21 protein-coding genes are annotated in these 23,577 nt (G+C 73.6%); all 21 read left to right on the top strand.

Going from position 1 to position 23,577, the window contains the following annotated elements:
- Positions 1-15 precede the first annotated feature (15 nt).
- On the top strand, positions 16-1,845 hold the full coding sequence (locus tag ENKNEFLB_RS15975; protein ID WP_246535596.1) for a peptidoglycan D,D-transpeptidase FtsI family protein: 1,830 nt from the start codon (positions 16-18) through the stop codon (positions 1,843-1,845).
- On the top strand, positions 1,842-3,446 hold the full coding sequence (locus tag ENKNEFLB_RS15970; protein ID WP_246535595.1) for a UDP-N-acetylmuramoyl-L-alanyl-D-glutamate--2,6-diaminopimelate ligase: 1,605 nt from the start codon (positions 1,842-1,844) through the stop codon (positions 3,444-3,446). Before ENKNEFLB_RS15975 ends, ENKNEFLB_RS15970 begins: the two co-directional genes overlap by 4 nt.
- A 5-nt stretch (positions 3,447-3,451) precedes the next feature.
- The gene (locus ENKNEFLB_RS15965; protein WP_420830556.1) at positions 3,452-4,864 is read left to right on the top strand and encodes a UDP-N-acetylmuramoyl-tripeptide--D-alanyl-D-alanine ligase; all 1,413 of its coding nucleotides are present in this window, start codon (positions 3,452-3,454) and stop codon (positions 4,862-4,864) included.
- The gene (mraY, locus tag ENKNEFLB_RS15960) at positions 4,861-5,946 is read left to right on the top strand and encodes a phospho-N-acetylmuramoyl-pentapeptide-transferase (protein WP_214056297.1); all 1,086 of its coding nucleotides are present in this window, start codon (positions 4,861-4,863) and stop codon (positions 5,944-5,946) included. The genes ENKNEFLB_RS15965 and mraY overlap by 4 nt, the downstream gene beginning before the upstream one ends.
- A complete protein-coding gene (murD, locus tag ENKNEFLB_RS15955) occupies positions 5,943-7,433 on the top strand; it encodes a UDP-N-acetylmuramoyl-L-alanine--D-glutamate ligase (RefSeq protein WP_214056296.1) in 1,491 nt (496 codons plus the stop codon). Before mraY ends, murD begins: the two co-directional genes overlap by 4 nt.
- A 55-nt stretch (positions 7,434-7,488) precedes the next feature.
- Entirely contained in the window at positions 7,489-8,766 is a 1,278-nt protein-coding gene (gene ftsW / locus ENKNEFLB_RS15950; protein ID WP_214056295.1) for a putative lipid II flippase FtsW, read from the top strand.
- Positions 8,767-8,771: 5 nt separating this feature from the next.
- On the top strand, positions 8,772-9,902 hold the full coding sequence (gene murG, locus ENKNEFLB_RS15945) for an undecaprenyldiphospho-muramoylpentapeptide beta-N-acetylglucosaminyltransferase (RefSeq protein WP_214059526.1): 1,131 nt from the start codon (positions 8,772-8,774) through the stop codon (positions 9,900-9,902).
- Positions 9,899-11,317 (top strand): UDP-N-acetylmuramate--L-alanine ligase, encoded by a 1,419-nt coding sequence (gene murC / locus ENKNEFLB_RS15940; RefSeq protein ID WP_214056294.1) that lies wholly within the window; start codon positions 9,899-9,901, stop codon positions 11,315-11,317. The genes murG and murC overlap by 4 nt, the downstream gene beginning before the upstream one ends.
- On the top strand, positions 11,314-12,108 hold the full coding sequence (locus ENKNEFLB_RS15935; protein WP_246535594.1) for a cell division protein FtsQ/DivIB: 795 nt from the start codon (positions 11,314-11,316) through the stop codon (positions 12,106-12,108). The genes murC and ENKNEFLB_RS15935 overlap by 4 nt, the downstream gene beginning before the upstream one ends.
- A 238-nt stretch (positions 12,109-12,346) precedes the next feature.
- A complete protein-coding gene (gene ftsZ / locus ENKNEFLB_RS15930; protein WP_214056293.1) occupies positions 12,347-13,615 on the top strand; it encodes a cell division protein FtsZ in 1,269 nt (422 codons plus the stop codon).
- Positions 13,616-13,619: 4 nt separating this feature from the next.
- Complete coding sequence (pgeF, locus tag ENKNEFLB_RS15925; protein WP_214056292.1) at positions 13,620-14,306, top strand: peptidoglycan editing factor PgeF; 687 nt, start codon at positions 13,620-13,622, stop codon at positions 14,304-14,306.
- Positions 14,303-15,004 (top strand): YggS family pyridoxal phosphate-dependent enzyme, encoded by a 702-nt coding sequence (locus ENKNEFLB_RS15920; RefSeq protein WP_214056291.1) that lies wholly within the window; start codon positions 14,303-14,305, stop codon positions 15,002-15,004. Before pgeF ends, ENKNEFLB_RS15920 begins: the two co-directional genes overlap by 4 nt.
- A gap of 61 nt (positions 15,005-15,065) precedes the next feature.
- On the top strand, positions 15,066-15,584 hold the full coding sequence (locus ENKNEFLB_RS23280) for a cell division protein SepF (RefSeq protein ID WP_214056290.1): 519 nt from the start codon (positions 15,066-15,068) through the stop codon (positions 15,582-15,584).
- A gap of 9 nt (positions 15,585-15,593) precedes the next feature.
- Complete coding sequence (locus ENKNEFLB_RS15910; protein WP_214056289.1) at positions 15,594-15,887, top strand: YggT family protein; 294 nt, start codon at positions 15,594-15,596, stop codon at positions 15,885-15,887.
- 128 nt (positions 15,888-16,015) lie between these two features.
- Complete coding sequence (locus ENKNEFLB_RS15905) at positions 16,016-16,780, top strand: DivIVA domain-containing protein (RefSeq protein WP_214056288.1); 765 nt, start codon at positions 16,016-16,018, stop codon at positions 16,778-16,780.
- A gap of 181 nt (positions 16,781-16,961) precedes the next feature.
- Entirely contained in the window at positions 16,962-17,414 is a 453-nt protein-coding gene (locus tag ENKNEFLB_RS15900; protein WP_214056287.1) for a TraR/DksA family transcriptional regulator, read from the top strand.
- A 26-nt stretch (positions 17,415-17,440) separates the two neighbouring features.
- A complete protein-coding gene (lspA, locus tag ENKNEFLB_RS15895) occupies positions 17,441-17,974 on the top strand; it encodes a signal peptidase II (protein WP_246535593.1) in 534 nt (177 codons plus the stop codon).
- On the top strand, positions 17,971-18,906 hold the full coding sequence (locus ENKNEFLB_RS15890; protein WP_275955899.1) for an RluA family pseudouridine synthase: 936 nt from the start codon (positions 17,971-17,973) through the stop codon (positions 18,904-18,906). The genes lspA and ENKNEFLB_RS15890 overlap by 4 nt, the downstream gene beginning before the upstream one ends.
- The gene (locus ENKNEFLB_RS15885; RefSeq protein ID WP_246535592.1) at positions 18,903-19,403 is read left to right on the top strand and encodes a GNAT family N-acetyltransferase; all 501 of its coding nucleotides are present in this window, start codon (positions 18,903-18,905) and stop codon (positions 19,401-19,403) included. The genes ENKNEFLB_RS15890 and ENKNEFLB_RS15885 overlap by 4 nt, the downstream gene beginning before the upstream one ends.
- An 84-nt stretch (positions 19,404-19,487) precedes the next feature.
- Entirely contained in the window at positions 19,488-23,045 is a 3,558-nt protein-coding gene (gene dnaE / locus ENKNEFLB_RS15880) for a DNA polymerase III subunit alpha (RefSeq protein ID WP_214056285.1), read from the top strand.
- A complete protein-coding gene (locus ENKNEFLB_RS15875) occupies positions 23,042-23,563 on the top strand; it encodes a hypothetical protein (protein WP_214056284.1) in 522 nt (173 codons plus the stop codon). Before dnaE ends, ENKNEFLB_RS15875 begins: the two co-directional genes overlap by 4 nt.
- The last annotated feature ends 14 nt before the right edge of the window (positions 23,564-23,577 follow it).

Below are 23,577 nucleotides of genomic sequence, written 5' to 3'. Positions count from 1 at the left end.
GACAGGAGCGGACGCGTGCGACGGACCCGGACGAGCAGCCCGCGGGCGGGTCGGCCCCGGTTGGGCAGCGGTCGCGGGTCGAGCCCGTTCCGGCTGCGCATCGGCTTCCTGGTGATCGCGGTCGTGCTCTCGGTCTTCGCCGGCCGCCTGGTCCAGCTCCAGGGCCTCGACCCCAACTCGTACGCCGCGATGGCCGCCGCCGAGGGCACCGCGGTCGTGGCGCTGCCCGCGACCCGCGGCGAGATCCTGGACCGCGACGGCGAGCCCCTCGCGGACTCGGTCGCGGGCCTGATGATCATCGCCGACCCCGGGCTGACCGCCGCCCAGGCCCCGGCGCTGGCGACCCTGCTGGCCCGCCGCCTGGACCTCGACTACGTCGAGACCCTCGAGCGGCTGCGGGTCCCGGACAGCCAGTTCCAGTACGTCGCCCGTCAGCTGCCCGCGGCGCAGGCCCAGCGCGTCGTCGACGAGGCCACCGAGGCCGGCTTCGTCGGCCTCACCACCCGCGACGACCCGATCCGCACCTACCCGGCCGGGGACGTCGCGGCCAACGTGCTCGGCTTCCTGGGCCGCCCCTCCGAGTCCGGCCGGGCCCGTCCGCTGGCCGGTCTGGAGGCCACCTTCGGCGACTGGCTGGCCGGCCACGACGGCGAGGCCCGCTACCAGGTCGGCGACGGCAACCGGCTCCCGCTCGGTGAGAGCAGGCTGCAGGAGCCGGAGGACGGCCAGGACCTCACCACCACCCTGGACTCGAACCTGCAGTGGTACGTCCAGCGTGCGCTGCGCGACACCGTCCGCAAGGCCGGCGGTGAGTCCGGGATCGCCATCGTCATGGACTCGAGCTCCGGCGAGGTGCTCGCGATGGCCGACCACCCCACGTACGACGCCAGCGACCCCGAGGCGACCCCGGACCAGGAGCTCTACAAGTCGCGCGCCGTCACCGACATCTACGAGCCCGGGTCGGTGGAGAAGGTGCTGACCATGGCGGCGCTCATCGACGCCGGCAAGCTCACGATGGACACCAGGTTCTCGGTGCCCGGCGAGCTCGCGACCGACGACACGGTCGTGCACGACTACTGGGAGCACGGCGTCCTCCGGCTCACCACCGCCGGCATCGTGGCCAAGTCCTCGAACGTCGGCACGGTCCTGGCGTCGGAGTACTTCGCCAAGGGCCAGCTGCGCTCCTACCTCGAGCAGTTCGGGATCACCCGCAAGACCGGGGTCGGCCTGGCCGGCGAGCAGGCCGGCCTGCTGCCGACGGCCGCGCAGTGGACCGACGCCACCGCGGCCCGGGTCGCATTCGGCCAGTCCCTGTCGGTGACCGCGCTGCAGATGACCGCGGCCGTGAACACGATCGCCAACGGCGGCGTGCGGGTCGACCCCAGCGTCATCGAGGGCTCCGCGGTCACCGACGGCGGCGCGACCGTCGGCACCGAGCAGGCCACCAGCCGCCGCGTGGTCAGCGAGGAGGCGGCCCGCCAGACCTCGCTGATGATGGAGCAGGTGCTCGACCCCGAGGAGGGGTCGGCCCCCGCCGCGGCGGTGCCCGGCTACCGGGTGGCCGGCAAGACCGGCACCGCCCAGCGGGTCAACGAGGAGGGCTTCTACGACGGCTCGACGACCGTCTCCTTCGGCGGCTTCGCCCCCGCCGACGACCCCCGGCTGACCGTCTACGTCGCGGTGCACGACCCCCGCGCCGGCTCGGGCGGCGGCTCCACCGCCGGGCCGGCCTTCGCCAAGATCATGGGCGTCGCCCTGCGCCACTACGGCATCCCGCCGACCGGGTCGAAGCCGGAGAAGGTGGCCACCGAGTGGGGTCCGGGCGACGATAACCTCGCCCGGTGACCCCGTCTCCTCCTGCCACGTCCGGAGCCCGCCCCGCGGGGGTCACGCCCCGCTCTCCCGCCGAGGTCGCCGGCTGGGTCGCCGAGCTCGCCGGTCCGCTCGACCCGGCCACCCGGCTGCCCGCCGACGGCGGGGCGTCGCTGGTCACGGGGCTGACGCTGAGCTCGCTGCGCACCGTCCCCGGTGACCTGTACGCCGCGCTGCCCGGCGCCCGCGCGCACGGCATCGCCTTCACGCCCGACGCGGTGGCCGCCGGCGCCGTCGCGGTGCTCACCGACCCCGCCGGTGCCCGCGCCGCCGCGGAGCTGTCCGACCGGCTGCCGGACGACCTGCCCCTGCTGGTCACCACGGACCCGCGGCGCGTGCTCGGCCGGCTCGCCGCCCGGCTGCACGGCGACCCCGCCGCGGCCCTGCGCCTGGTCGGGGTGACCGGAACCCAGGGCAAGACCACCACGACGCGCCTGCTCGAGGCGGCGCTCCAGGCCTCCGGGTGCCACGCCGGCGTCGTCGGCACCGTGGGCACCCGCGTCGACGGCGTCGACGTGCCCACGGCCCTCACCACGCCCGAGGCGCCCGACCTGCACGCCCTGTTCGCGCTGATGCGCGAGCGCGGGGTGACCGACTGCGCGATGGAGGTCTCCAGCCACGCGCTGGTGCTCGGCAGGGTCGACGGCGTCGTCTTCGACGTCGCGGTCTTCCTCAACCTCGGTCGCGACCACCTCGACTTCCACGCCGACGTCGAGGAGTACTTCGCCGCCAAGGCGTCGCTCTTCGCCCCCGATCGCGCCCACCGCGCCCTGGTCAACGTCGACGACGAGCACGGGCGCCGCCTGGTCGACCTGTGCCGCGAGCGGGGCGTGGCCGTCTCGACCTTCTCCGCCACCGGGGCGCCGGCGGACTGGTGGGCCGAGGACGTCCGCGCCGACCCGGCCTCGTCGACCTTCGTCCTGCGCGGCCCGGGCGGCCTCGCGCAGCCCACGACGGTCCCGCTGCCCGGCGCCTTCAACGTGGCCAACGCCCTCGCCGCGCTGGCCGCGGCGGGGGAGGCCGGCCTCGACCCGCGTCCCCTGGCCCTGGCGCTGGGGACCACCGACGGGGTCCCCGGCCGCTTCGAGCAGGTCGGTGACGGTGGCGCCGGCCGCCGCACCGTGCTGGTCGACTACGCCCACAAGCCCGACGCGCTCGAGGCCGCCCTGGGCACCCTGCGCCCGCTCACCCGCGGCCGGCTGGTCGTCGTGGTGGGGGCCGGGGGCGACCGCGACCGCGGCAAGCGGCCCCTGATGGGGGAGACCGCGGGCCGCCTGGCCGACCTGGTCGTGGTCACCGACGACAACCCCCGCTCCGAGGACCCCGCCGCGATCCGCGCCGCCGTGCTCGACGGGGCCGCGGGCGCGAGCGCCGAGGTGGTCGAGGTGGCCGGGCGGCGCGAGGCGATCGCCCTGGCCCTGGGCCGGACCGGCCCCGGCGACGTCGTGCTGGTCGCCGGCAAGGGCCACGAGACCGGCCAGGAGGTCGCCGGGACCGTGCACCCCTTCGACGACCGCGTCGTCGTCCGCGAGCTCCTCGCCGACCCCCGGGTCGTGCAGGGGGGCGACCGGTGATCCGGCTGCGCCTCGAGGAGCTGGCCCGCGTCGTCGGCGGCACCGTCGCCGACCCCCGTCACCACGGCGTCGTCGTGGACGCCCCGGCCTACCTCGACAGCCGCGACCCCGTCCCGGGCGGCCTCTACGTCGCCGTGGTCGGGGAGCGGGTCGACGGCCACGTCCACGCCGGTGGCGCCCATGCCGTGCTCGGCAGCAGGCCCACCGACGCCCCCACCGTGGTGGTCGACGACCCCGTGGTCGCGCTGGGGAGGCTCGCGCGCCACGTCCTGGACGGCCTCCGCGTCCCGACGCTGGCGATGACGGGCTCGCAGGGCAAGACCGGCACCAAGGACTACCTCGCCCACGTCCTCGCCGACCACGGCCCGACGGTCGCCACCCGCGGCAACCTGAACAACGAGCTCGGGGTGCCGCTGACCGCGCTGCGCGCCGACGCCGGCACCGAGCACCTCGTGGTCGAGATGGGCGCCCGGGGCATCGGCCACGTCGCCTACCTCTGCGAGGTGGCACCCCCGACGGTCGCCGCCGTGCTGAACGTCGGCACGGCCCACATCGGGGAGTTCGGCAGCGCCGAGGCGATCGCGGTCGCCAAGGGCGAGATCGTCGAGGCGCTGCCGGCCGCCGGCACCGCGGTGCTGAACGCCGACGACCCGCTGGTCGCCGCGATGGCGTCGCGCACGCGTGCCCGCGTGCTGACCTTCGGCGGGCCCGGGGCCGACGTGTCCGGTCTCGACGTCGAGCTGGACGACCTCGGGCGACCCGCCTTCGTGCTGGCCCACGGCGAGGACCGCGCCGCGGTACGGCTGGCCCAGGTCGGCGCGCACCAGGTGGCCAACGCTACCGCGGCCGCCGCGATGGCGCTGGCCGTCGGCGTGCCCCTGGAGGCCGTGGCCAGCTCGCTGGCGACCGCCCGCGCCGCGTCGCGCTGGCGGATGGAGCTGACCGAGCGCGAGGACGGCCTCGTGGTCCTCAACGACGCCTACAACGCCAACCCCGCGTCCATGGTCGCCGCGCTCGACGCGCTGGCCGCGATCCGCCGCCGCACCGGGCGGCGCGCGGTGGCGGTGCTGGGGGAGATGCTCGAGCTCGGCCCCGGCGCCGAGCAGGCCCACCGCGACGTCGGCCGGGCCGCCGCCGAGCGCGGCACCGACGTGCTGCTCGTCGTGGGCGCCCCCGCCCTGGCCGACGGCGCCCGCGAGGTGGCCGGCTGGGCGGGCGAGGTGGTGCTCGCGGAGAGCCGTGACGAGGCGACCGCCTGGGTGAGGGAGAATGCCGGTGCCCGGGACGCCGTCCTGGTCAAGGCCTCCCGCGGCGCCGCGCTCGAGGAGGTCGCCGCTGCGCTCGTCGGGCCCGACCCGGCGGTCGTCGGCACCCACGACCCGACCGGAGAGGGGCCCGCCCCGATGAGCGCCCGATGAGAGCGATCCTGCTCGGCGGTGGCTTCGCGCTGCTGATCTCGCTGCTCGGCACCCGTGTCGCCATCACGCTGCTGACCCGTCGCGGCTACGGCCAGGAGATCCGCGACGACGGACCGACCACGCACCACACCAAGCGCGGGACGCCCACGATGGGGGGTGTGGTGATCATCCTGGCCACGGTCGTCGGCTACGGACTGGCCAAGCTGATCACCCTGGAAGCGCCGTCGGCCTCCGCGCTGCTGCTGCTGTTCCTCTTCGTCGGGATGGGTGCGGTCGGCTTCCTCGACGACGCCATCAAGATCTACCGCCAGCGCAGCCTGGGCCTGCGGAGCAAGGCCAAGATGATCGGGCAGACCTCGGTGGCCCTGGTCTTCGGCGTGCTCGCGCTCTCGCCGTGGCTGGAGGACGACTACGGCCGGACGCCCGCCTCGCACAGCGTCAGCTTCCTGCGCGACCTCGAGTGGCTGGTCCTGCCGACGGTGATCGCCGTCCTGTTCATCTGGCTCCTCAGCACCGGCTTCAGCAACGCCGTGAACCTCACCGACGGCCTCGACGGCCTGGCCACCGGCGCGAGCGTGATGGTCTTCGGCGCCTACACCCTGGTCAACATCTGGCAGAACAACCAGCTGTGCGAGTCCAACCCCGGCTCGTTCTGCTACGACGTCCGCGACCCCCTCGACCTCGCCGTGGTGGCCGCGGCGATCACGGGGGCGTGCTTCGGGTTCCTGTGGTGGAACGCCTCACCGGCCGCAATCTTCATGGGCGACACCGGCTCGCTCGCGCTCGGCGGCGCGCTGGCCGGGCTGGCCATCCTGACCCGCACCGAGCTGCTCGCGGTGATCCTCGGCGGGATCTTCGTGCTGGAGACGCTGTCGGTGATGATCCAGGTGACCTGGTTCAAGACCACGAAGCGCTTCACCGGCACCGGTCGGCGGGTCTTCCGGATCGCCCCGATCCACCACCACTTCGAGATGCTCGGCTGGGAGCAGGTGACCGTGGTCGTCCGGTTCTGGATCATCACCGGCCTCTTCGTGGCCACCGGGCTCGGGATCTTCTACGCCGAGTGGGTGGCCCGCCTGTGAGCGCCGCGCCCCGTGACCCCACCGACCTCGGCCGCCTGGACTCCTGGGAGGGCGTGCGGACGGTCGTGGCCGGGTTCGGCGTCTCCGGCTTCGCCGCCGCCGACAACCTGACCCACCTCGGCTCCTCGGTCCTGGCCGTCGACGAGTCCGAGGGCGACCAGGAGCGCGCCGAGAAGGCCGAGCTGCTGGAGATCCTCGGCGCCGAGGTCCGCCTCGGCAGCGGCTCCACCGCGGAGCTGCCGCCCGACGTCGACCTCGTCGTCACCTCGCCGGGGTGGCGGCCGAGCGCGCCGCTGCTGGCGCAGGCCCGGGCCCGTGGCATCCCGGTCTGGGGCGAGGTCGAGCTGGCCTGGCGGCTGCGCCACCCCGAGCACGACACCCCGTGGCTGTGCGTCACGGGCACCAACGGCAAGACCACCACCACCCAGATGCTCGATACCATCCTGCGCGCCGCCGGCCTGCGCAGCCTGGCGGTCGGCAACGTCGGGCTCCCGGTGGTCGAGGCCGTGATGGACCCCGAGCCGTACGACGTCCTCGCCGTGGAGCTCTCCAGCTTCCAGCTGCACTACACGCGCTCGATGAGCCCGCAGGCCGCGGTGGTCCTGAACATCGCCGAGGACCACCTGGACTGGTACTCCTCGATGGCCGACTACGCCGCCGACAAGGGTCGGGTCTACGAGCACGTGCGGGACGCCTGCGTCTACAACACCGCCGAGCCGCTCACCGAGCAGCTGGTCCGCGACGCCGACGTCGTCGAGGGTGCCCGCGCGGTCGGGTTCGGCCTCGAGATGCCGGCCGTGGGCATGCTCGGCCTGGTCGAGGACATCCTGGTCGACCGGGCCTTCATCCCCGAGCGCGCCACCAGCGCCGCCGAGCTGTGCACCGTCGGCGACCTCGCCTCCGCCGCGCCCCACTACGTCTCGAACGCGTTGGCCGCGGCCGCGCTCGCCCGGGCCCACGGCGTCAGCCAGGCGGCGGTGCGCGACGGGCTGCGCGCCTTCCGGCCCGACGGGCACCGGATCACCGAGGTCGCCCGGCACCGCGACGTCGTGTGGGTCGACGACTCGAAGGCCACCAACCCGCACGCCGCCGCGTCCTCGCTGATGGCCTACGAGCCCGTGGTCTGGGTGGCCGGGGGGCTCGCGAAGGGCGCCCAGTTCGACGAGCTGGTGCGCACCGTGCGCGACCGGCTGCGCGGGGTGGTGCTGATCGGCCGCGACCGCGCCGTCATCGCCGAGGCCCTTTCGCGACACGCTCCGGATGTGCCGGTCCGACAGGTGGAGGCCCGCGAGGATGGGGCCACGCGAGACGACGGTGGAGCGGACCTGATGGGACGGGTCGTCGCCGCGGCGGCCGACCTGGTCGTCGCCGGGGACACGGTGCTGCTGGCACCGGGATGCGCCTCGATGGACCAGTTCACCTCCTACGCCGCGCGGGGCGACGCGTTCGCCGCCGCGGTACGGGCCCTCGCCGCCGAGGACCGCTGACCAGACCAGGCCGGGGAGACCGGGCCGAGAAGACCGACGACGAGGAGGCCCCACGATGACCACCGTGGAGCCGGAGCGTCCCTCGGCCACCGCCCCTGCCGGCGGCCCGTCGGGCGACCGCGTCCGCAGCCCGCTGCGGCGCGCGCCGTGGGTGCCGTGGGTGCGGTCGCTGCGCGACGCCATGGACCGCCCGCTGACGACCTACTACGTGCTGATCGGGTCGGCGTCGCTGCTGCTCACGATCGGGCTGATCATGGTGCTGTCGGCCTCGAGCGTGCAGGCCTTCGCCGACACCGGGGACTCGTACGCCATCGTGCGGCGCCAGCTGATGTGGGCCGCGGTCGGCCTGCCGGTGGCGTTCCTGGCCAGCCGGCTGCCGCACCGCTTGGTGCGCAACCTGGCCTACCCGGCCTTCTCCTTCTCGCTGGTCCTGCTGCTGATGACCGCCTTCCTGGGCGTCGAGGTCAACGGCAACACCAACTGGCTGGCCGTCGGCCCGCTGCTGATCCAGCCCTCCGAGATCGCGAAGTTCTCGCTCGTGCTGTGGGCCGCGCACATCTACGCCAACAAGGAGCGCCGCCTCGGCAGCCTGCACGAGGTGCTGGTGCCGGTGGTCCCGGGCATGGTGCTGGCCACCGGCCTGGTGGTGCTCGGCCGCGACCTCGGCACCGCGATGGTCTTCTTCGCGATCCTGCTCGGCATGCTCTGGGTGGTCGGGGCGCCGGCCCGCCTCTTCGTGCTCTCCCTCAGCCTCGTCAGCGTGGTGGCCGGCGTGCTCGCGGCCACGAACGCCGAGCGGCTCAAGCGGCTGACCAACTTCCTGGACCCCTTCCAGGACTACTACGACGCCGGCTGGCAACCCGCCCACGGCCTCTACGCGATGTCCAGCGGCGGCTGGTTCGGGGAGGGGATCGGCGCCAGCCAGCAGAAGTGGGGGACGCTGACCGCCGCCCACACCGACTTCATCTTCGCGGTGCTCGGCGAGGAGCTCGGCCTGGTCGGCACCCTGCTCGTGATCGGGCTGTTCCTGGCCCTGGCCTGGGCCGCCCTCGGGATCGCGCGCCGAACGACCGACCCGTTCGTGCGCTACGCGACCTTCGGCATCGTGGTCTGGCTGATCGGCCAGATGATCGTCAACGTCGGGATGGTGCTCGCCCTGCTCCCCGTGATCGGGATCCCCCTGCCCCTGGTCTCCTACGGCGGCTCCGGCCTCGTGCCGACCCTGGCCGCGCTCGGCCTGCTCGTCGGCTTCGCCCGCCGCGAGCCCGAGGCCGCCGCGGCCCTGGCCGCGCGTCGGCGCCGTGCCTCCTCTGGCCTGATGGCGAGGCGGTGAGCGTGGTGCGCATCCTCCTCGCCGGTGGCGGCACCGCCGGCCACACCTCGCCGCTGCTGGCCACCGCCGACGCGCTGACCAGGCTCGACCCGAGCGTCGAGATCACCTGCCTCGGCACGCCGCGCGGCCTGGAGAACCAGGTGGTCCCGGCCGCCGGCTACCCGCTCGAGCTGGTCCCGCCCGTACCGCTTCCCCGGTCGCTGTCGGTCGACCTGCTCCGGGTGCCGGGCCGGGTCCGTGCTGCGTCCAAGGCCGCAGGGGAGGTCCTCGACCGGGTGCGCCCCGACGTCGTCGTCGGGTACGGCGGCTACGTCTCGGTGCCGGCCTACCTCGCCGCCCGCCGCCGCCGGCTGCCCGTGGTCGTCCACGAGCAGAACGCCCTGCCCGGTCTCGGCAACAAGGTGGGGGCACGCGTCGCGCAGCGGGTCGCGGTCAGCTTCCCCGGCACCGACCTCCGGCACGCCGAGGTCGTCGGGCTGCCGCTGCGCCGGATGATCTCCGGGCTGGACCGCGACGCCGTCCGGGAGGAGGCGCGCAGGTTCTTCGGCCTCGACCCCGACGTGCCGACCCTGGTCGTCACCGGCGGTTCGCAGGGCGCCCGGCGGATCAACCAGGCCGTGTCCGGCGCCGCCGAGCTGCTCGGGCTGTCGGGTGTGCAGGTGCTCCACGTCATCGGCGCCAAGGGCGAGGTGCCCGACGAGGTGGCCAGGACGTCGCGGCGCGACGGTGGTGACGGCCCGGCGTACGTCGTCGAGCGGTTCGTGGAGCGGATGGACCTGCTGCTGGCCGCCGGGGACCTGATGATCTGCCGGGCCGGCGCCAACAGCGTGGCCGAGGCGGCGGCGGTCGGGCTGCCCGCGGTGTTCGTGCCGCTGCCGATCGGCAACGGCGAGCAGCGCCGCAACGCCGAGCCGGTCGTCAGCGCCGGGGGAGCCCTCCTGGTCGAGGACGCCGACCTCGACGCCGGCTGGGTCAGCGCGACGGTCCCGGGCCTGCTGGCCGACCCCGACAAGCTGGCCGTGATGGGCCGGGCCGCGTCCACGCTGGTGCCCGCCGACGCCGACGAGCGGCTGGCCAGGATCGTGCTCGAGGTCGCCGCCGGCGGCTCCGCCGGCCGCGGGGGCGGCGGCGCATGAGGCTGCCCGTGCCGGAGAACGTGCCGGCTGCCGAGGACCTCGGCCGGGTCCACTTCGTGGGGGCCGGCGGTGCCGGGCTGTCGGCCATCGCGCGGGTGATGGCCCAGCGGGGCCTCCCGGTGACGGGCAGCGACGACCAGGACACGCCCTTCCTGCCGGCCCTGCGCGAGGTCGGTGTCGGGCTGCACCACGGCTACGCCGCCGAGCACCTGGGCGACGCCGACACCGTGGTGGTGACCACGGCCGCCCGCGAGGACAACCCGGAGGTGCTCGAGGCGCGCCGGCGCGGCCTGCTGCTGCTGCCGCGCTCGGCCGGTCTCGAGTCCGTCCTGCGGGGCCGGAGGCTGCTGGCCGTGGCCGGCACGCACGGCAAGACCACGACCACCTCGCTGCTCACGGTGGCGATGCTCGAGGCCGGGGCCGACCCGTCCTACACCGTCGGCGGGGTGCTCTCGGCGACCGGCCGCAACGCCGACCACGGCTCCGGCGGGGACTTCGTCGCGGAGGCCGACGAGAGCGACGGCGCGTTCCTCGTCTACCACCCGTACGCCGCGCTGGTCACCAACGTCGAGTCCGACCACCTCGACCAGTGGGGGACCGAGGAGGCGTACGCCGCGGCGTTCGACGAGTTCGCCGACCGCGTCGACCCCGAGGGCTTCCTGGTCGCCTGCGTCGACAACGCCGGCGCCGCCCGGCTCGCGGAGCGCCAGCGCGCCCAGGGGCGCAGGGTGGTGGCCGTCGGCGAGCACCCCGACGCGGAGGTGCGGGCGACCGACCTCGTCCTCGAGGGCACCACCTCGGCCTTCACCGTGGTCGACCGCGGGGTCGAGCTCGGCCGGGTCGTGCTGGCCATCCCCGGTCGGCACTACGTCGTCGACGCGCTGGCCGCGCTCACCGTGGGCCTGCGCCTGGGGCACCCGTTCGACGCCCTGGCCCGCGGCCTGGCCTCCTTCACCGGCACGCAGCGCCGGATGGAGCCGAAGGGGGAGGCCGGTGGGGTCCGGGTCTACGACTCCTACGCCCACCACCCCGTCGAGATCGCCGCCGACCTCGAGGCCGCCCGCGCCGTGGCCGGGACCGGCCGGCTGCTCGTCGTCTTCCAGCCCCACCTGGTCTCGCGCACCCGGCTGCTGGGCGCGGCCATGGGTGAGGCGCTCGGCGCGGGCGACGAGGTGGTCGTCCTCGACGTCTACCTCGCCCGCGAGGACGCCGACCCCGCCGTGACCGGCGCCCTGGTCGCCGACGCCGTGCCGCTGCCCTCCGACCACGTGCACTTCGAGCCCGACCACGGTGCCGCGGTGGCCGCCGTCGTGGCCGCCGCCCGCCCGGGTGACCTGGTGCTGACCCTCGGCGCCGGCGACGTCACCCGGCTCGGGCCGCAGGTGCTCGCACGGCTCGGGGAGGACGCACGGTGACCGACGTCAGCGACCGCACGCAGACCGCCGCCCGTGCCGTGGCCCCCTCGCCCGAGCAGGCGCGTCGGGCCCGCCAGGTCGAGCGCAGCCGCCGCCGCTTCGCCCGCCGCCAGTGGCGTCGTCGCTGGCGCGTGTGGCGCCTGGTGCTCGCGTTCCTGGTGGTCGCCGCGCTGGTCGCGGGTGCGGTCCACGCCGTCTACTTCTCCTCCTGGCTCGCGGTGTCCGACGTCGAGGTGCGCGGGGAGCAGACCCTGTCGGCCGCCCAGGTCACCGAGGCCGCGGCCGTGCCGACCGGTGGCCCGCTGGCCACCGCCGACCTCGAGTCCGTCCGCCTGCGCGTCGGCAGCCTGGCCCTGGTCCGCGAGGTCGAGGTGACCCGCTCCTGGCCCGACACCGTCGTCATCGACGTCGTCGAGCGGGAGCCGGTCGCCGCGGTCGCGGTCGGCCAGGAGGTGCGCGGCCTCGACGAGGAGGGCACCGTGCTCACCCCGGTCGGCCCGGACTCCGGGCTGCCGCGGGTCGAGACCTCGCGCGAGGTCGGGCCCGAGGCGCTGGCCGAGGCCGCCGGCGTGGTCGGGGCGATGCCCGACGACCTCGCCGCGGCCGTCGACCACCTCGAGGTCGAGACCGTGGACCAGATCACCCTGGAGCTGCGCGCCGGCGCGCTCGTGCGGTGGGGGAGCGCCGCGCAGTCGGAGCAGAAGGCCGCCGTGCTCGCCGCGCTGCTGCGCCAGGGCGAGGCCGCCGAGTACGACGTCAGCGTGCCCGGCCTGCCCACCACCCGCGGCTGACCCGACCGGTCCCGGACGGGGCGTCCGTCGCCGGGGAAGAAATATGTCGACACGGCGGCGTGTCTGCGCGTGGCGGGTCCTCGCCCTGCCTAGGTTCTTCACCACGACGAGGTTGACATAACTATAACCCTCCACCTGAGGGTCAAGGTTGTCAGCTGCAGGCTTCCCCGGTCCTCGTCGGCAAGGTCCAGCATCGTCCGTCCCCAGCACCCAAGCAACCACGAGAGGTGGAGCCGCCGTGGCAGCTGCACAGAACTACCTGGCCATCATCAAGGTCGTGGGCATCGGCGGTGGCGGGGTCAACGCCGTCAACCGCATGATCGAGATCGGCCTCAAGGGTGTCGAGTTCATCGCGATCAACACCGACGCCCAGGCCCTGCTCATGAGCGACGCCGACGTCAAGCTCGACATCGGCCGTGAGCTCACCCGCGGCCTCGGCGCCGGCGCCAACCCCGAGGTCGGGGGACAGGCCGCCGAGGACCACGCCGACGAGATCGAGGAGGTGCTCAAGGGCGCCGACATGGTCTTCGTCACCGCCGGCGAGGGCGGCGGCACCGGCACCGGCGGCGCGCCGGTCGTCGCGCGCATCGCCCGGTCGCTCGGCGCGCTGACCATCGGCGTGGTGACCCGCCCGTTCGCCTTCGAGGGCCGCCGTCGGGCCAACTCCGCCGAGGAGGGCATCGCCGGTCTCCGCGAGGAGGTCGACACCCTCATCGTGATCCCCAACGACCGGCTGCTGTCGATCAGCGACCGCAACGTCTCGGTGCTCGACGCCTTCAAGCAGGCCGACCAGGTCCTCCTCCAGGGCGTCTCGGGCATCACCGACCTGATCACCACCCCCGGCCTGATCAACCTCGACTTCGCCGACGTCAAGTCGGTCATGGCCAACGCCGGCTCCGCCCTGATGGGCATCGGCTCGGCCCGCGGCGAGGACCGCTCGGTCGCCGCGGCGGAGATGGCGGTGAGCAGCCCGCTGCTCGAGGCCTCCATCGACGGCGCCTACGGCGTGCTCCTCTCGATCGCGGGAGGCTCCGACCTCGGCCTGTTCGAGATCAACGAGGCCGCCGCGCTGGTGGCCGAGGCCGCCCACGCCGACGCCAACATCATCTTCGGCGCGACCATCGACGACGCCCTCGGTGACGAGGTGCGGGTGACGGTGATCGCCGCCGGGTTCGACGGCGGGCAGCCCAAGCGTCGCGACGAGGGCACCGTCCTGCGTCGCGAGCCCAAGGCGCAGCCGGCCGAGGTGCGGGCGCCCGCACCGAGCCGCGAGCAGGGCCCGCAGCGCACCGAGCAGCCCCGTCAGCCGCAGCCGGTGGGCGTGGGCCAGCAGCGCACCGCGCCGCCGGCCCCGGCCCAGCAGGACCGCCAGCAGGACCGCGAGCAGGACCGGCAGCAGGACCGGCAGCAGGACCGCCAGCCCGAGCGTCAGCAGCCCGCGCGCCCGGCCCCGCGGCCGGTGCAGTTCGACGACGACGAGCTCGACGTCCCGGACTTCCTGAAGTAGTCCGGTGTTCTGGTTCCGAGGGTCGGTGGAGGGCGGGGTGCGCGTGGACGTCGCCTTCACCGACGCCACCCTCGACCTCCAGGGGCTCCGTCCCGGCTTCACCGACCACCTCGGTCGGCTGGAGGAGGCGTGCGGTGTCCGGTTCGCCCGGCTCAGCCAGGTGCACGGTGACGAGGTGGTGGCGGTCGACCAGGCCCCGGCACCCGACCAGGTGCCCTCGGCCGACGCCCTGGTCACCACGACCCCGGGCGTCGGGCTGATGGTGCGTGCCGCGGACTGCGTCCCGGTCGTCCTCGCCGACCCGGTCGCCGGGGTGGTCGGGGCCGTCCACGCCGGGCGCGGCGGGATGGTGCTGGACGTGACCACCCGGGCGGTCGAGGCCATGGAGGCCCGGGGGGCGACCCGCGGTGACCTCCACGCCTGGGTCGGGCCGCACGTCTGCGGCTCCTGCTACGAGGTCCCGGCCGCGATGCGCGACGAGGTCTGTGCCGTCGTCCCCGAGGCGTGGGCCGAGACGAGCTGGGGCACGCCCTCGGTCGACGTCGGCCGGGGTGTCCGGACCCAGCTCGACCGGGCCGGCGTCGAGGTCGTCGACGTCGGCGGCTGCACCCGGGAGGAGCCGGCGCTGCCGTCCTACCGGCGCGACGGTGCCGGCTCCGGCCGGCTGGCCGGTCTGGTGTGGCTCTCGTGAGTGCGCGCGGAGACGAGCTGGCCGCAGGCCTGGACCGGGTGCGCGAGCGCCTGGCCGGGGCCTGTCGTGACGCCGGGCGCGACCCCGCCGGGGTGGCCCTGACCGTGGTCACGAAGTTCTTCCCGGCCTCCGACGTGCGGCTGCTGGCCGGCCTCGGCGTGACCGAGGTGGCCGAGAACCGGCACCAGGAGGCGCAGGCCAAGCGTGAGGAGCTGCTCGACCTCGGGCTGCGGTGGCACTTCGTCGGGGGCCTGCAGTCCAACAAGGCCGCCGCCCTGGCGAGCTGGGCCGACGTGGTGCAGTCCGTGGACCGCGCCAAGCTCGTCGCGCCGCTGGCGCGGGGCGCCGAGCGCGAGGGCCGCGAGATCGACGTGCTGGTCCAGGTCTCCCTGGACCCGCCCGGTGCCGACCAGCGCGCCGGCGCCGACCCCGAGGACCTGCCGGCCCTCGCCGACGCGGTCGAGGCCGCCGAGGGACTGCGCCTGCGCGGGCTGATGGCGGTCGCACCGAACGACGGCGACCCCGCCCGCGCCTTCGACCTGCTGACCGGGCTGCACGCCCGGCTGCGGGAGCAGCACCCCCGCGCCGAGGAGCTCTCGGCCGGGATGAGCGGCGACCTCGAGGCCGCCGTGATGGCCGGAGCGACACGCGTACGCGTGGGTTCGGCCATCCTCGGATCGCGGCCGTCGGTCGCGTAGTGTCCACACCACCTGGGAGCGCCGCCGTCTGGCGCGACCGACGTAGCGGAAGGTTCATCTCATGAGCGGCGGAATGCGGAAGATCGGCGAGTACCTCGGCCTGCTCGAGGACACCGGTCGGTACGACGAGCACGACCTCGAGGACCGCCACGCCGAGGAGACCGCCGCCGTGGGCGCCGGTCGCCCGAGCCGTACCCGGGAGTTCCGTCCGGCCGCCGTCGCCGACCTGTCCGAGCGCCGGGGCCGTGGCCCCGTCGCGACGCCGGGCCCCGTCGGCGCCCCGGTCGGGACGGTCGCGGAGCTGTCGGTGATCACCACGCTGCACCCCAGCACCTACAACGAGGCCCGTACCGTGGGGGAGAACTTCCGCGACGGCACCCCGGTCATCATGAACCTCTCGGAGATGGACGACTCGGACGCCAAGCGCCTGGTCGACTTCGCAGCCGGGCTCGTCTTTGCCACGCGTGGCAGCATCGAGCGCATCACCAACAAGGTGTTCCTGCTCTCCCCGCCCAACGTCTCGGTCGCTGCCGAGGACAAGCAGCGGATCGCCGAGGGCGGGTTCTTCAACCAGAGCTGAGGCTGTTCCTTGCAGATCGTCGGACAGGTCATCGAGACCGTCCTCTGGCTGTTCATCGCGTGCATGTGGATCAGGTTCGTCGTGGACTGGGTGCAGGTGTTCGCCCGCTCGTGGTCGCCCAGCGGCCCCCTGCTGGTGGCGCTGGAGGTGGTCTACTCCATCACCGACCCCCCGATCAAGGCTCTGCGCAAGGTCGTCCCGCCGCTGCGGCTGGGCAGCGTGGCGCTGGACCTGTCGTTCATCATCGTGCTGATCAGCGCGCTGATCCTGCAGTCGCTGAACCGCTCGCTGCTGCTCTCCTGACTCCCTGGTCACACCGGCCCCAGCCAGACGTTATTGTCTGGCGAGGTGTCCGCCGCGACCTGTGACGACGCCGACCGCGGGCCCCCCGGCCCCGACAACAGAGCTTCGAGAACGAATTGGGTGACGTCATGCCGCTGACGCCTGAGGACGTGAGCAACAAGCGCTTCACGCCTGTCCGGCTCCGTGAGGGCTACGACATGGGCGAGGTCGACCAGTTCCTGGACGAGGTCGAGGCCGAGCTGGCCCGTCTCACCAAGGACAACGACGACCTCCGCGCCAAGCTCTCCGCAGCGCAGGGCGGGTCCTTCGAGCCGCCGACGCAGGCCACGCCCTCGGCCGCGACCACCAAGGACGCGCCGGAGTCGACCCCGGAGCCCGCCGCGGAGTCCTCGTCCGCCCCGGCGCCGGCTGCAGCCCCCGCGGCGCCGGTCGAGAAGCCCCGGGTGGCCAACGTCGCCGAGGCGTCCAACGCCGCGGCCCGGCTGCTCGAGCTCGCCACCCGCAACGCCGACGAGCTCGTCGACGAGGCCAAGAACGAGGCCGACAAGATCGTCGGCGAGGCCCGGACCAAGGCCGAGCGCCTCGAGTCCGAGTCGAAGACCAAGGCCGACCGCACCGAGTCCGAGGCCCGTACCCGCGCCGAGATGCTTGACACCGAGACCGCCGAGCGCCGCACCCAGCTCTTCGGCGACCTCGAGAAGGAGCGGAACAAGCTCAACGCCGAGGTGGAGAACCTGCGCTCCTTCGAGCGCGAGTACCGCTCCCGCCTCAAGAGCTACTTCACCCAGCAGCTCGAGTCCCTCGACGGAGCCGGGGAGTCCCAGGCGCCTGACGACGAGGACCAGGTCCCGCCGAAGCGGCTCCGCTCGATCCTCGGCGAGGACGAGGGCTGAGCAGCTCCCCGCAGCACACCACCGGAGGCCGGTCCCGCACGGGGCCGGCCTCCGGTGCGTCCGGGCCTCGGGTTGGAGGGTGAGGGAGCACCGGATAACCTCCGTGCAGCGCCGCGACACCGGCCGGGCCGACCGTCCGGACCGCCTCGCGCGAGCATGGCCACCCCGCAGCCCGACGACGATGAAGTTGGTCCCCGTGAAGAAGACCTCGGCCGCCACCGCGGCCCAGCAGGCACCCGTCGCCGACCTCGTGGTGAAGGAGGGTGAGGACGCCTGGACCGCCGCCGAGGTCGAGGAGGTCCTCACCGAGCTGCACCAGCAGCGCGAGCACGGCCAGGGCATCCTCGACGACCAGTCCGAGGAGCTCGAAGGGCTGCTGCGCGACTCCGGCGACGGCGCTGGTCACGACCAGGCCGACGTGGGCGCGAGCAGCTTCGAGCGGGACTACGAGCTGACCGTGCTGAACAACGAGCGCGACAAGCTGGCCCAGATCGACCGCGCGCTCGCGCGCATCGACGACGGCACCTACGGGCGGTGCGAGTCCTGCGGCGAGGCCATCGGCAAGATGAGGCTGATGGCGTTCCCGCGTGCGACACTCTGCCTGACATGCAAGCAGCGCGAGGAACGTCGCTGAGCGACGAGCAGGGGTCCCCGGGCCCCGTGTCGCCCTCCGTGCCCTCCCGCCGACGACGCGTCGCCTCGGTCGTCCTGCTCGTGACGCTGGCCACCACCTGGTACGCCGCGGACCAGGTCACCAAGGCCCTGGCGGTGGCCAGGCTCGCCGACGGCGACGTGAGCGTCGTCGACGGCGTGCTGAACCTGACCCTGGTCCGCAACCCGGGCGCGGCCTTCAGCACCGGCACCGAGTACACCGTCGCGCTCAGCTGCTTCGCCATCCTCGCCACGCTGGTCGTGCTGTGGGTCTCCCGACGTGTGGGCAGCCTCGTGTGGGCCACCGCGCTCGGCCTGCTGCTGGCCGGCGTGGTCGGGAACCTGACCGACCGGCTGCTGCGCGAGCCGTCGCCGCTGCGGGGGCACGTCATCGACTTCCTGCAGCTGCCGAGCTGGCCGGTGTTCAACCTCGCCGACATCGCGATCAACGTCGCCGCCGGGCTGATCCTGGTCCAGGCGTTCCGCAACGTCCGGGTCGACGGCGAGCCGGTCGACGCCGGGGACCGGGACGGGACCGCGTGAGCACCGCCGACCACCGCACGCTCGACGTGCCCGACAGCCTGGAGGGCGAGCGCGTCGACGCCGTCATGGCCCAGCTGTTCGGCGTCTCGCGCAGCCGGGCAGCCGACCTGATCGCCCGTGGCCTGGTCGAGCTCGACGGCGGCGCCGCGGCGAAGAGCGACCGGGTCCTCGGTGGCGCCCGGCTCGAGGTCACCTTCCCGGTCGAGCAGGACCCCCTGCTGGTGGTGCCGGAGATCGTCGAGGGGATCGGGATCGTCCACGACGACGACGAGATCGTCGTCATCGACAAGCCGGTCGGGGTCGCGGTCCACCCGAGCCCGGGCTGGAGCGGTCCGACCGTCGTGGGCCACCTCGCCGGGGCGGGCTTCCGGATCGCCACCAGCGGCGCCTCGGAGCGCCAGGGCATCGTCCAGCGTCTCGACGTCGGCACCTCCGGCGTGATGGTGATCGCCAAGAGCGAGCGGGCCTACTCCCTGCTCAAGAACGCCTTCCGCGAGCGCACGGTCGACAAGACCTACCACGCGCTGGTCCAGGGCTACCCGGACCCGCTGGAGGGCACCGTCGACGCCCCGATCGGGCGGCACCCCGGCACCTCGGACCACCGCTTCGCCGTGGTGGCCGACGGCCGGCCGAGCGTCACGCACTACGAGACCCTCGAGGCGCACCGCTTCGCCAGCCTGCTCGAGGTCCACCTCGAGACCGGCCGCACCCACCAGATCCGGGTGCACATGTCGGCGTTGAAGCACCCGTGCGTCGGGGACCTCACCTACGGCGCCGACCCCGTGCTCGCCCAGCGGCTGGGGCTGCGCCGCCAGTGGCTGCACGCCGTCCGCCTCGGCTTCGAGCACCCGGCGACGGGGGAGCAGGTCGAGTACTCGACCGAGTACCCCGCCGACCTGGAGAGTGCCCTGGACGTGGTCCGCGGGCTGTGACCCCCGACCTCGTCCTGCGTCCCGGCACGACCGGGGACCTGGCCGCGGTGGCCGAGGTGCACCTGCGGGCGCGCCGGGCCGCGGTGCCGGCGATGCCGCCCCCGGTGCACGACGACGACGCCGTGCGCGCCCACCTGGGGCGCACCGACCTCACCGCGTGCGACCTGTGGCTGGGCGAGGTCGGTGACCGGGTCGTCGGCTACGCCCTGCTGACCGACACCTGGCTCGACGACCTCTACGTCGACCCCGCCCACCAGGGCCAGGGCATCGGTGGCGCGCTGCTGGACCTCGCCCGGGCGGTGCGGCCCGGCGGCTTCGACCTGTGGGTCTTCGCCAGCAACGCCCCGGCCCGGGCGTTCTACCGCCGCCACGGGCTCGTCGAGGTGGGTTCGACCGACGGGTCCGACAACGAGGAGCACGAGCCCGACGTACGGCTGCGGGCCGCGGGAGCGTCCGCGGTCCGGGGGCTGTCGGCGCCGCGTGGTGAACTAGGCTGACCGTCTTCCCCAGCGGTGCCCGACCGGTCCGGTCGCGCCGTTGCCGCACGCCCTGACGACCCGGTGAGGAGCACCACGCCACCCATGACGAGCGGATCCGGGGACTCCTTCGTCCACCTCCACGTCCACACCGAGTACTCCATGCTGGACGGGGCCGCGCGGCTCACCCAGCTCACCGAGCGGGCCGCCGAGCTCGGGATGCCGGCGGTCGCGATGACCGACCACGGCAACGTCTTCGGCGCCTACGAGTTCTACTCCAAGGCCCGGGCCGCCGGAGTCAAGCCGATCATCGGCATCGAGGCGTACTTCACCCCGGGCATCCCGCGCTCCGAGCGGCGCGGGGTCAACCTCTACGACGGCGGTCCCGACGACGTCTCGGCGCGCGGTGCCTACACGCACATGACGCTGCTCTCGGAGTCGACCGAGGGCATGCACAACCTCTTCCGGCTCACCACCGGCGCCTGGCGGGAGGGGTTCTTCAAGCAGCCCCGGATGGACAAGGAGCTCCTGAGCCGGCACGGCAAGGGCATCATCGGCACCACCGGGTGCCCCTCGGGCGAGGTGCAGGTGCACCTGCGCTACGGCAACTACGACGCCGCCCGCCAGGTCGCCGCCGAGTACCAGGACATCCTCGGCAAGGAGAACTACTTCCTCGAGCTGATGGACCACGGACTGTCCATCGAGAACCGCGTGCGCGACGGCCTGCTGCGGCTGGGCCGGGACCTGAAGATCCCGTTCCTGGCCACCAACGACTCGCACTACGTGATGCAGGAGGACTCGCTGTCCCAGGAGCACCTGCTGTGCATCAACTCCGGCTCGACGATGGACATCCCCGCCGGCGACGGGCCCGGGCAGCGGTTCGCCTTCTCCGGCAACGGCTACTACCTGAAGTCCGCGGCCGAGATGCGCTCGCTGTGGGCCGACAAGTACGACCTGCGCGAGGCCTGCGACAACACGCTGCTGATCGCCGAGCGCTGCGACGTCTCCTTCACCGAGGGCAACGGCACGTTCATGCCCCGCTTCCCCTGCCCGCCGGGGGAGAACGAGGACTCCTGGCTGGTCAAGGAGGTCGAGCGCGGCCTCGCCGCGCGCTACCCCGGGGGCGTGCCGGACGCCTCGCGCAAGCAGGCCGAGTTCGAGATCGGCGTGATCACCCAGATGGGGTTCCCGGGCTACTTCCTGGTGGTCGCCGACTTCATCAACTGGGCCAAGGACCACGGGATCCGGGTCGGCCCGGGCCGCGGGTCCGGCGCCGGCTCGATGGTGGCGTACGCGATGCGGATCACCGACCTCGACCCGCTCGTCCACGGCCTGATCTTCGAGCGCTTCCTGAACCCGGACCGCGTCTCGATGCCCGACTTCGACATCGACTTCGACGAGCGTCGTCGCGGCGAGGTGATCCGCTACGTCACCGAGAAGTACGGCGACGACCGGGTCTCCTACATCGTCACCTACGGCACGATCAAGGCCAAGCAGGCCGTCAAGGACTCCAGCCGGATCCTCGGGTACCCCTTCGCGATGGGCGACCGGATCACCAAGGCCATGCCGGCCGCGGTGATGGGCAAGGACGTCCCGCTGACCGAGGTCTTCGACCCCGGGCACTCCCGCTACTCCGAGGGCGGGGAGTTCCGCTCGCTCTACGAGGCCGACCAGGACGTCAAGCGCGTGGTCGACACCGCGATCGGCATCGAGGGGCTCAAGCGCCAGTGGGGCGTGCACGCCGCCGGGGTGCTGATGTCCAGCGAGCCGCTGGCCGACGTCATCCCGCTGCTGCGGCGCCCGGCCGACGGCGCGATGATCACCCAGTTCGACTACCCGACGTGCGAGGCGCTCGGGCTGATCAAGATGGACTTCCTGGGGCTGCGCAACCTCACGGTCCTCGACGACGCGGTGAAGAACATCCGGGCGAACCGCGGCGAGGAGGTCGTCCTCGAGGACCTCCCGCTGACCGACCCGCTGACCTACGAGCTGCTGCAGCGCGGCGACACCCTCGGGGTCTTCCAGCTCGACGGCGGCCCGATGCGGGCGCTGCTGCGCAGCATGAAGCCGGACGCCTTCGAGGACATCTCGGCCGTCGGCGCCCTCTACCGGCCGGGCCCGATGGGCGCCGACTCCCACAACAAGTACGCCCGCCGCAAGAACGGCCGCGAGCCGGTGGACCCGATCCACCCCGAGCTCGCCGAGCCGCTGGCCGACATCCTGGGCGAGACCTACGGCCTGATCGTCTACCAGGAGCAGGTGATGGCGATCGCGCAGAAGCTCGCGGGCTACAGCCTGGGCCAGGCCGACATCCTGCGCCGCGCGATGGGCAAGAAGAAGAAGGCCGAGCTGGACAAGCAGTTCGCCGGGTTCTCCGCGGGGATGACCGAGCGCGGCTACTCGATGGCCGCGGTGAAGACCCTGTGGGACATCCTGCTGCCGTTCTCCGACTACGCCTTCAACAAGGCGCACTCGGCGGCCTACGGCGTGGTGTCGTACTGGACGGCCTACCTGAAGGCGCACTACCCGGCCGAGTACATGGCCGCGCTGCTGACCTCGACGCAGTCCGACAAGGACAAGTCGGCGATCTACCTCAACGAGTGCCGGCGGATGAAGATCCAGGTCCTGCCGCCCGACGTGAACGAGTCGGCGCACGACTTCACCCCGGTCGGCACCGACGTGCGCTTCGGCCTCACCGCCGTGCGCAACGTCGGGGCCAACGTCGTCGACGGGATCGTCGCCGGCCGCGAGGAGAAGGGACGCTACGCCGACTTCGCCGACTTCCTGGACAAGGTCCCGCTGCACGTGTGCAACAAGCGGGTCATCGAGTCGCTGGTCAAGGCCGGCGCCTTCGACGAGATGAAGCACAAGCGGCGCGCCCTGGTCGCGGTCCACGAGGGTGCCGTCGACCAGTACGTCGACATCAAGCGCAACGAGGCGATCGGCCAGGACTCGCTCTTCGGGGGCCTCGACGACGCCGACGGCGGGTTCGGCGTCAGCGTCGCGCTGCCCGACATCGACGAGTGGGACAAGATGACGCTGCTCGGCCACGAGCGCGACATGCTCGGGCTGTACGTCTCCGACCACCCGCTGCTCGGCCTCGAGCACGTGCTGCAGCGCGGCGCGGACTGCTCGATCGGCCAGCTGATGCTCGACGAGGAGCGCGCCGACGGCTCGACGGTCACCGTCAGCGGCCTGGTCACCGCGGTCCAGCGCAAGATCACCAAGAAGGGCGACGCCTGGGCGATGATCACGCTGGAGGACCTCGACGGCGCGATCGAGGTGCTGCTGTTCCCGAGTTCCTACCAGCTCGCGAGCCCGCACCTGGTGCAGGACGCGATCCTCACCGTCCGCGGACGGCTCTCGCGCAGCAAGGACCAGCCCGAGCTGCACGGGCAGGAGGTCAGCGTCCCGGACCTCGACGACGGCCCGGCCGGGCCCGTGGTGATCTCGATGCCCTCCACCCGCTGCACCGGCCCCGTGGTCGAGCAGCTGCGCGACGTCCTGGGCACCCACCCCGGGATGACCGAGGTACGCCTGCGGCTGCTGACCCGGGAGGCCACGACCGTGATGCGGCTCGACGACCGGCTCCGCGTGACGCCGAGCTCGGCGCTGTTCGCCGACCTCAAGGCGCTGCTCGGACCGGGGTGCCTGACCGGATGAGCCGTGGCGCGTGGCGACCGCTGGCGGTCCTGGTGGGTCTCGTGCTCGCCGGGGCGGTGCTGGGCGTGGTCTGGGGGCAGCTGGTCTGGACCCCTCCGCCGGGCACGGTGCAGGGCGGGCAGTGGTTCCCGCTGGACGAGCGGGCGCTGTCGCTGCAGACGCGGGGCACCAGCTCGTACGTCCTGGTCGCCGCGGCCGGCGGGCTCGTCCTCGGCGTGCTGGCCGCGCTCGTGGGGACCCGCCACGAGCTGCTGACGCTGCTCGCGGTGGTGCTGGGCGGCGCCCTGGCGGCCTACGTGATGTGGCAGGTCGGCACCTGGCTGGGCCCCGCGGACCCCGCGGTGGTGGCCGCGGACGCGCCCGACGGCACGAGCGTGCCGGGGGCGCTCACGGTCACCGGGTCGACGCCGTTCCTGACCCTGCCGGCCGCCGCGCTGGCCGGCCTGGCGGCGGTGTTCTTCCTCTCGCCCGACGCAGGTCGTGCCGAGAGCACCCCGCGGACGCCGTCGGCTGGGTAGCCTCGTCTGACCAG

The sequence above is a fragment of the Nocardioides aquaticus genome (genome assembly GCF_018459925.1).
In the GTDB taxonomy this organism is placed as follows: domain Bacteria; phylum Actinomycetota; class Actinomycetes; order Propionibacteriales; family Nocardioidaceae; genus Nocardioides; species Nocardioides aquaticus.
Note: the sequence above shows the minus strand (reverse complement) of the source record. Positions and strands in the feature narration are given on the sequence as shown.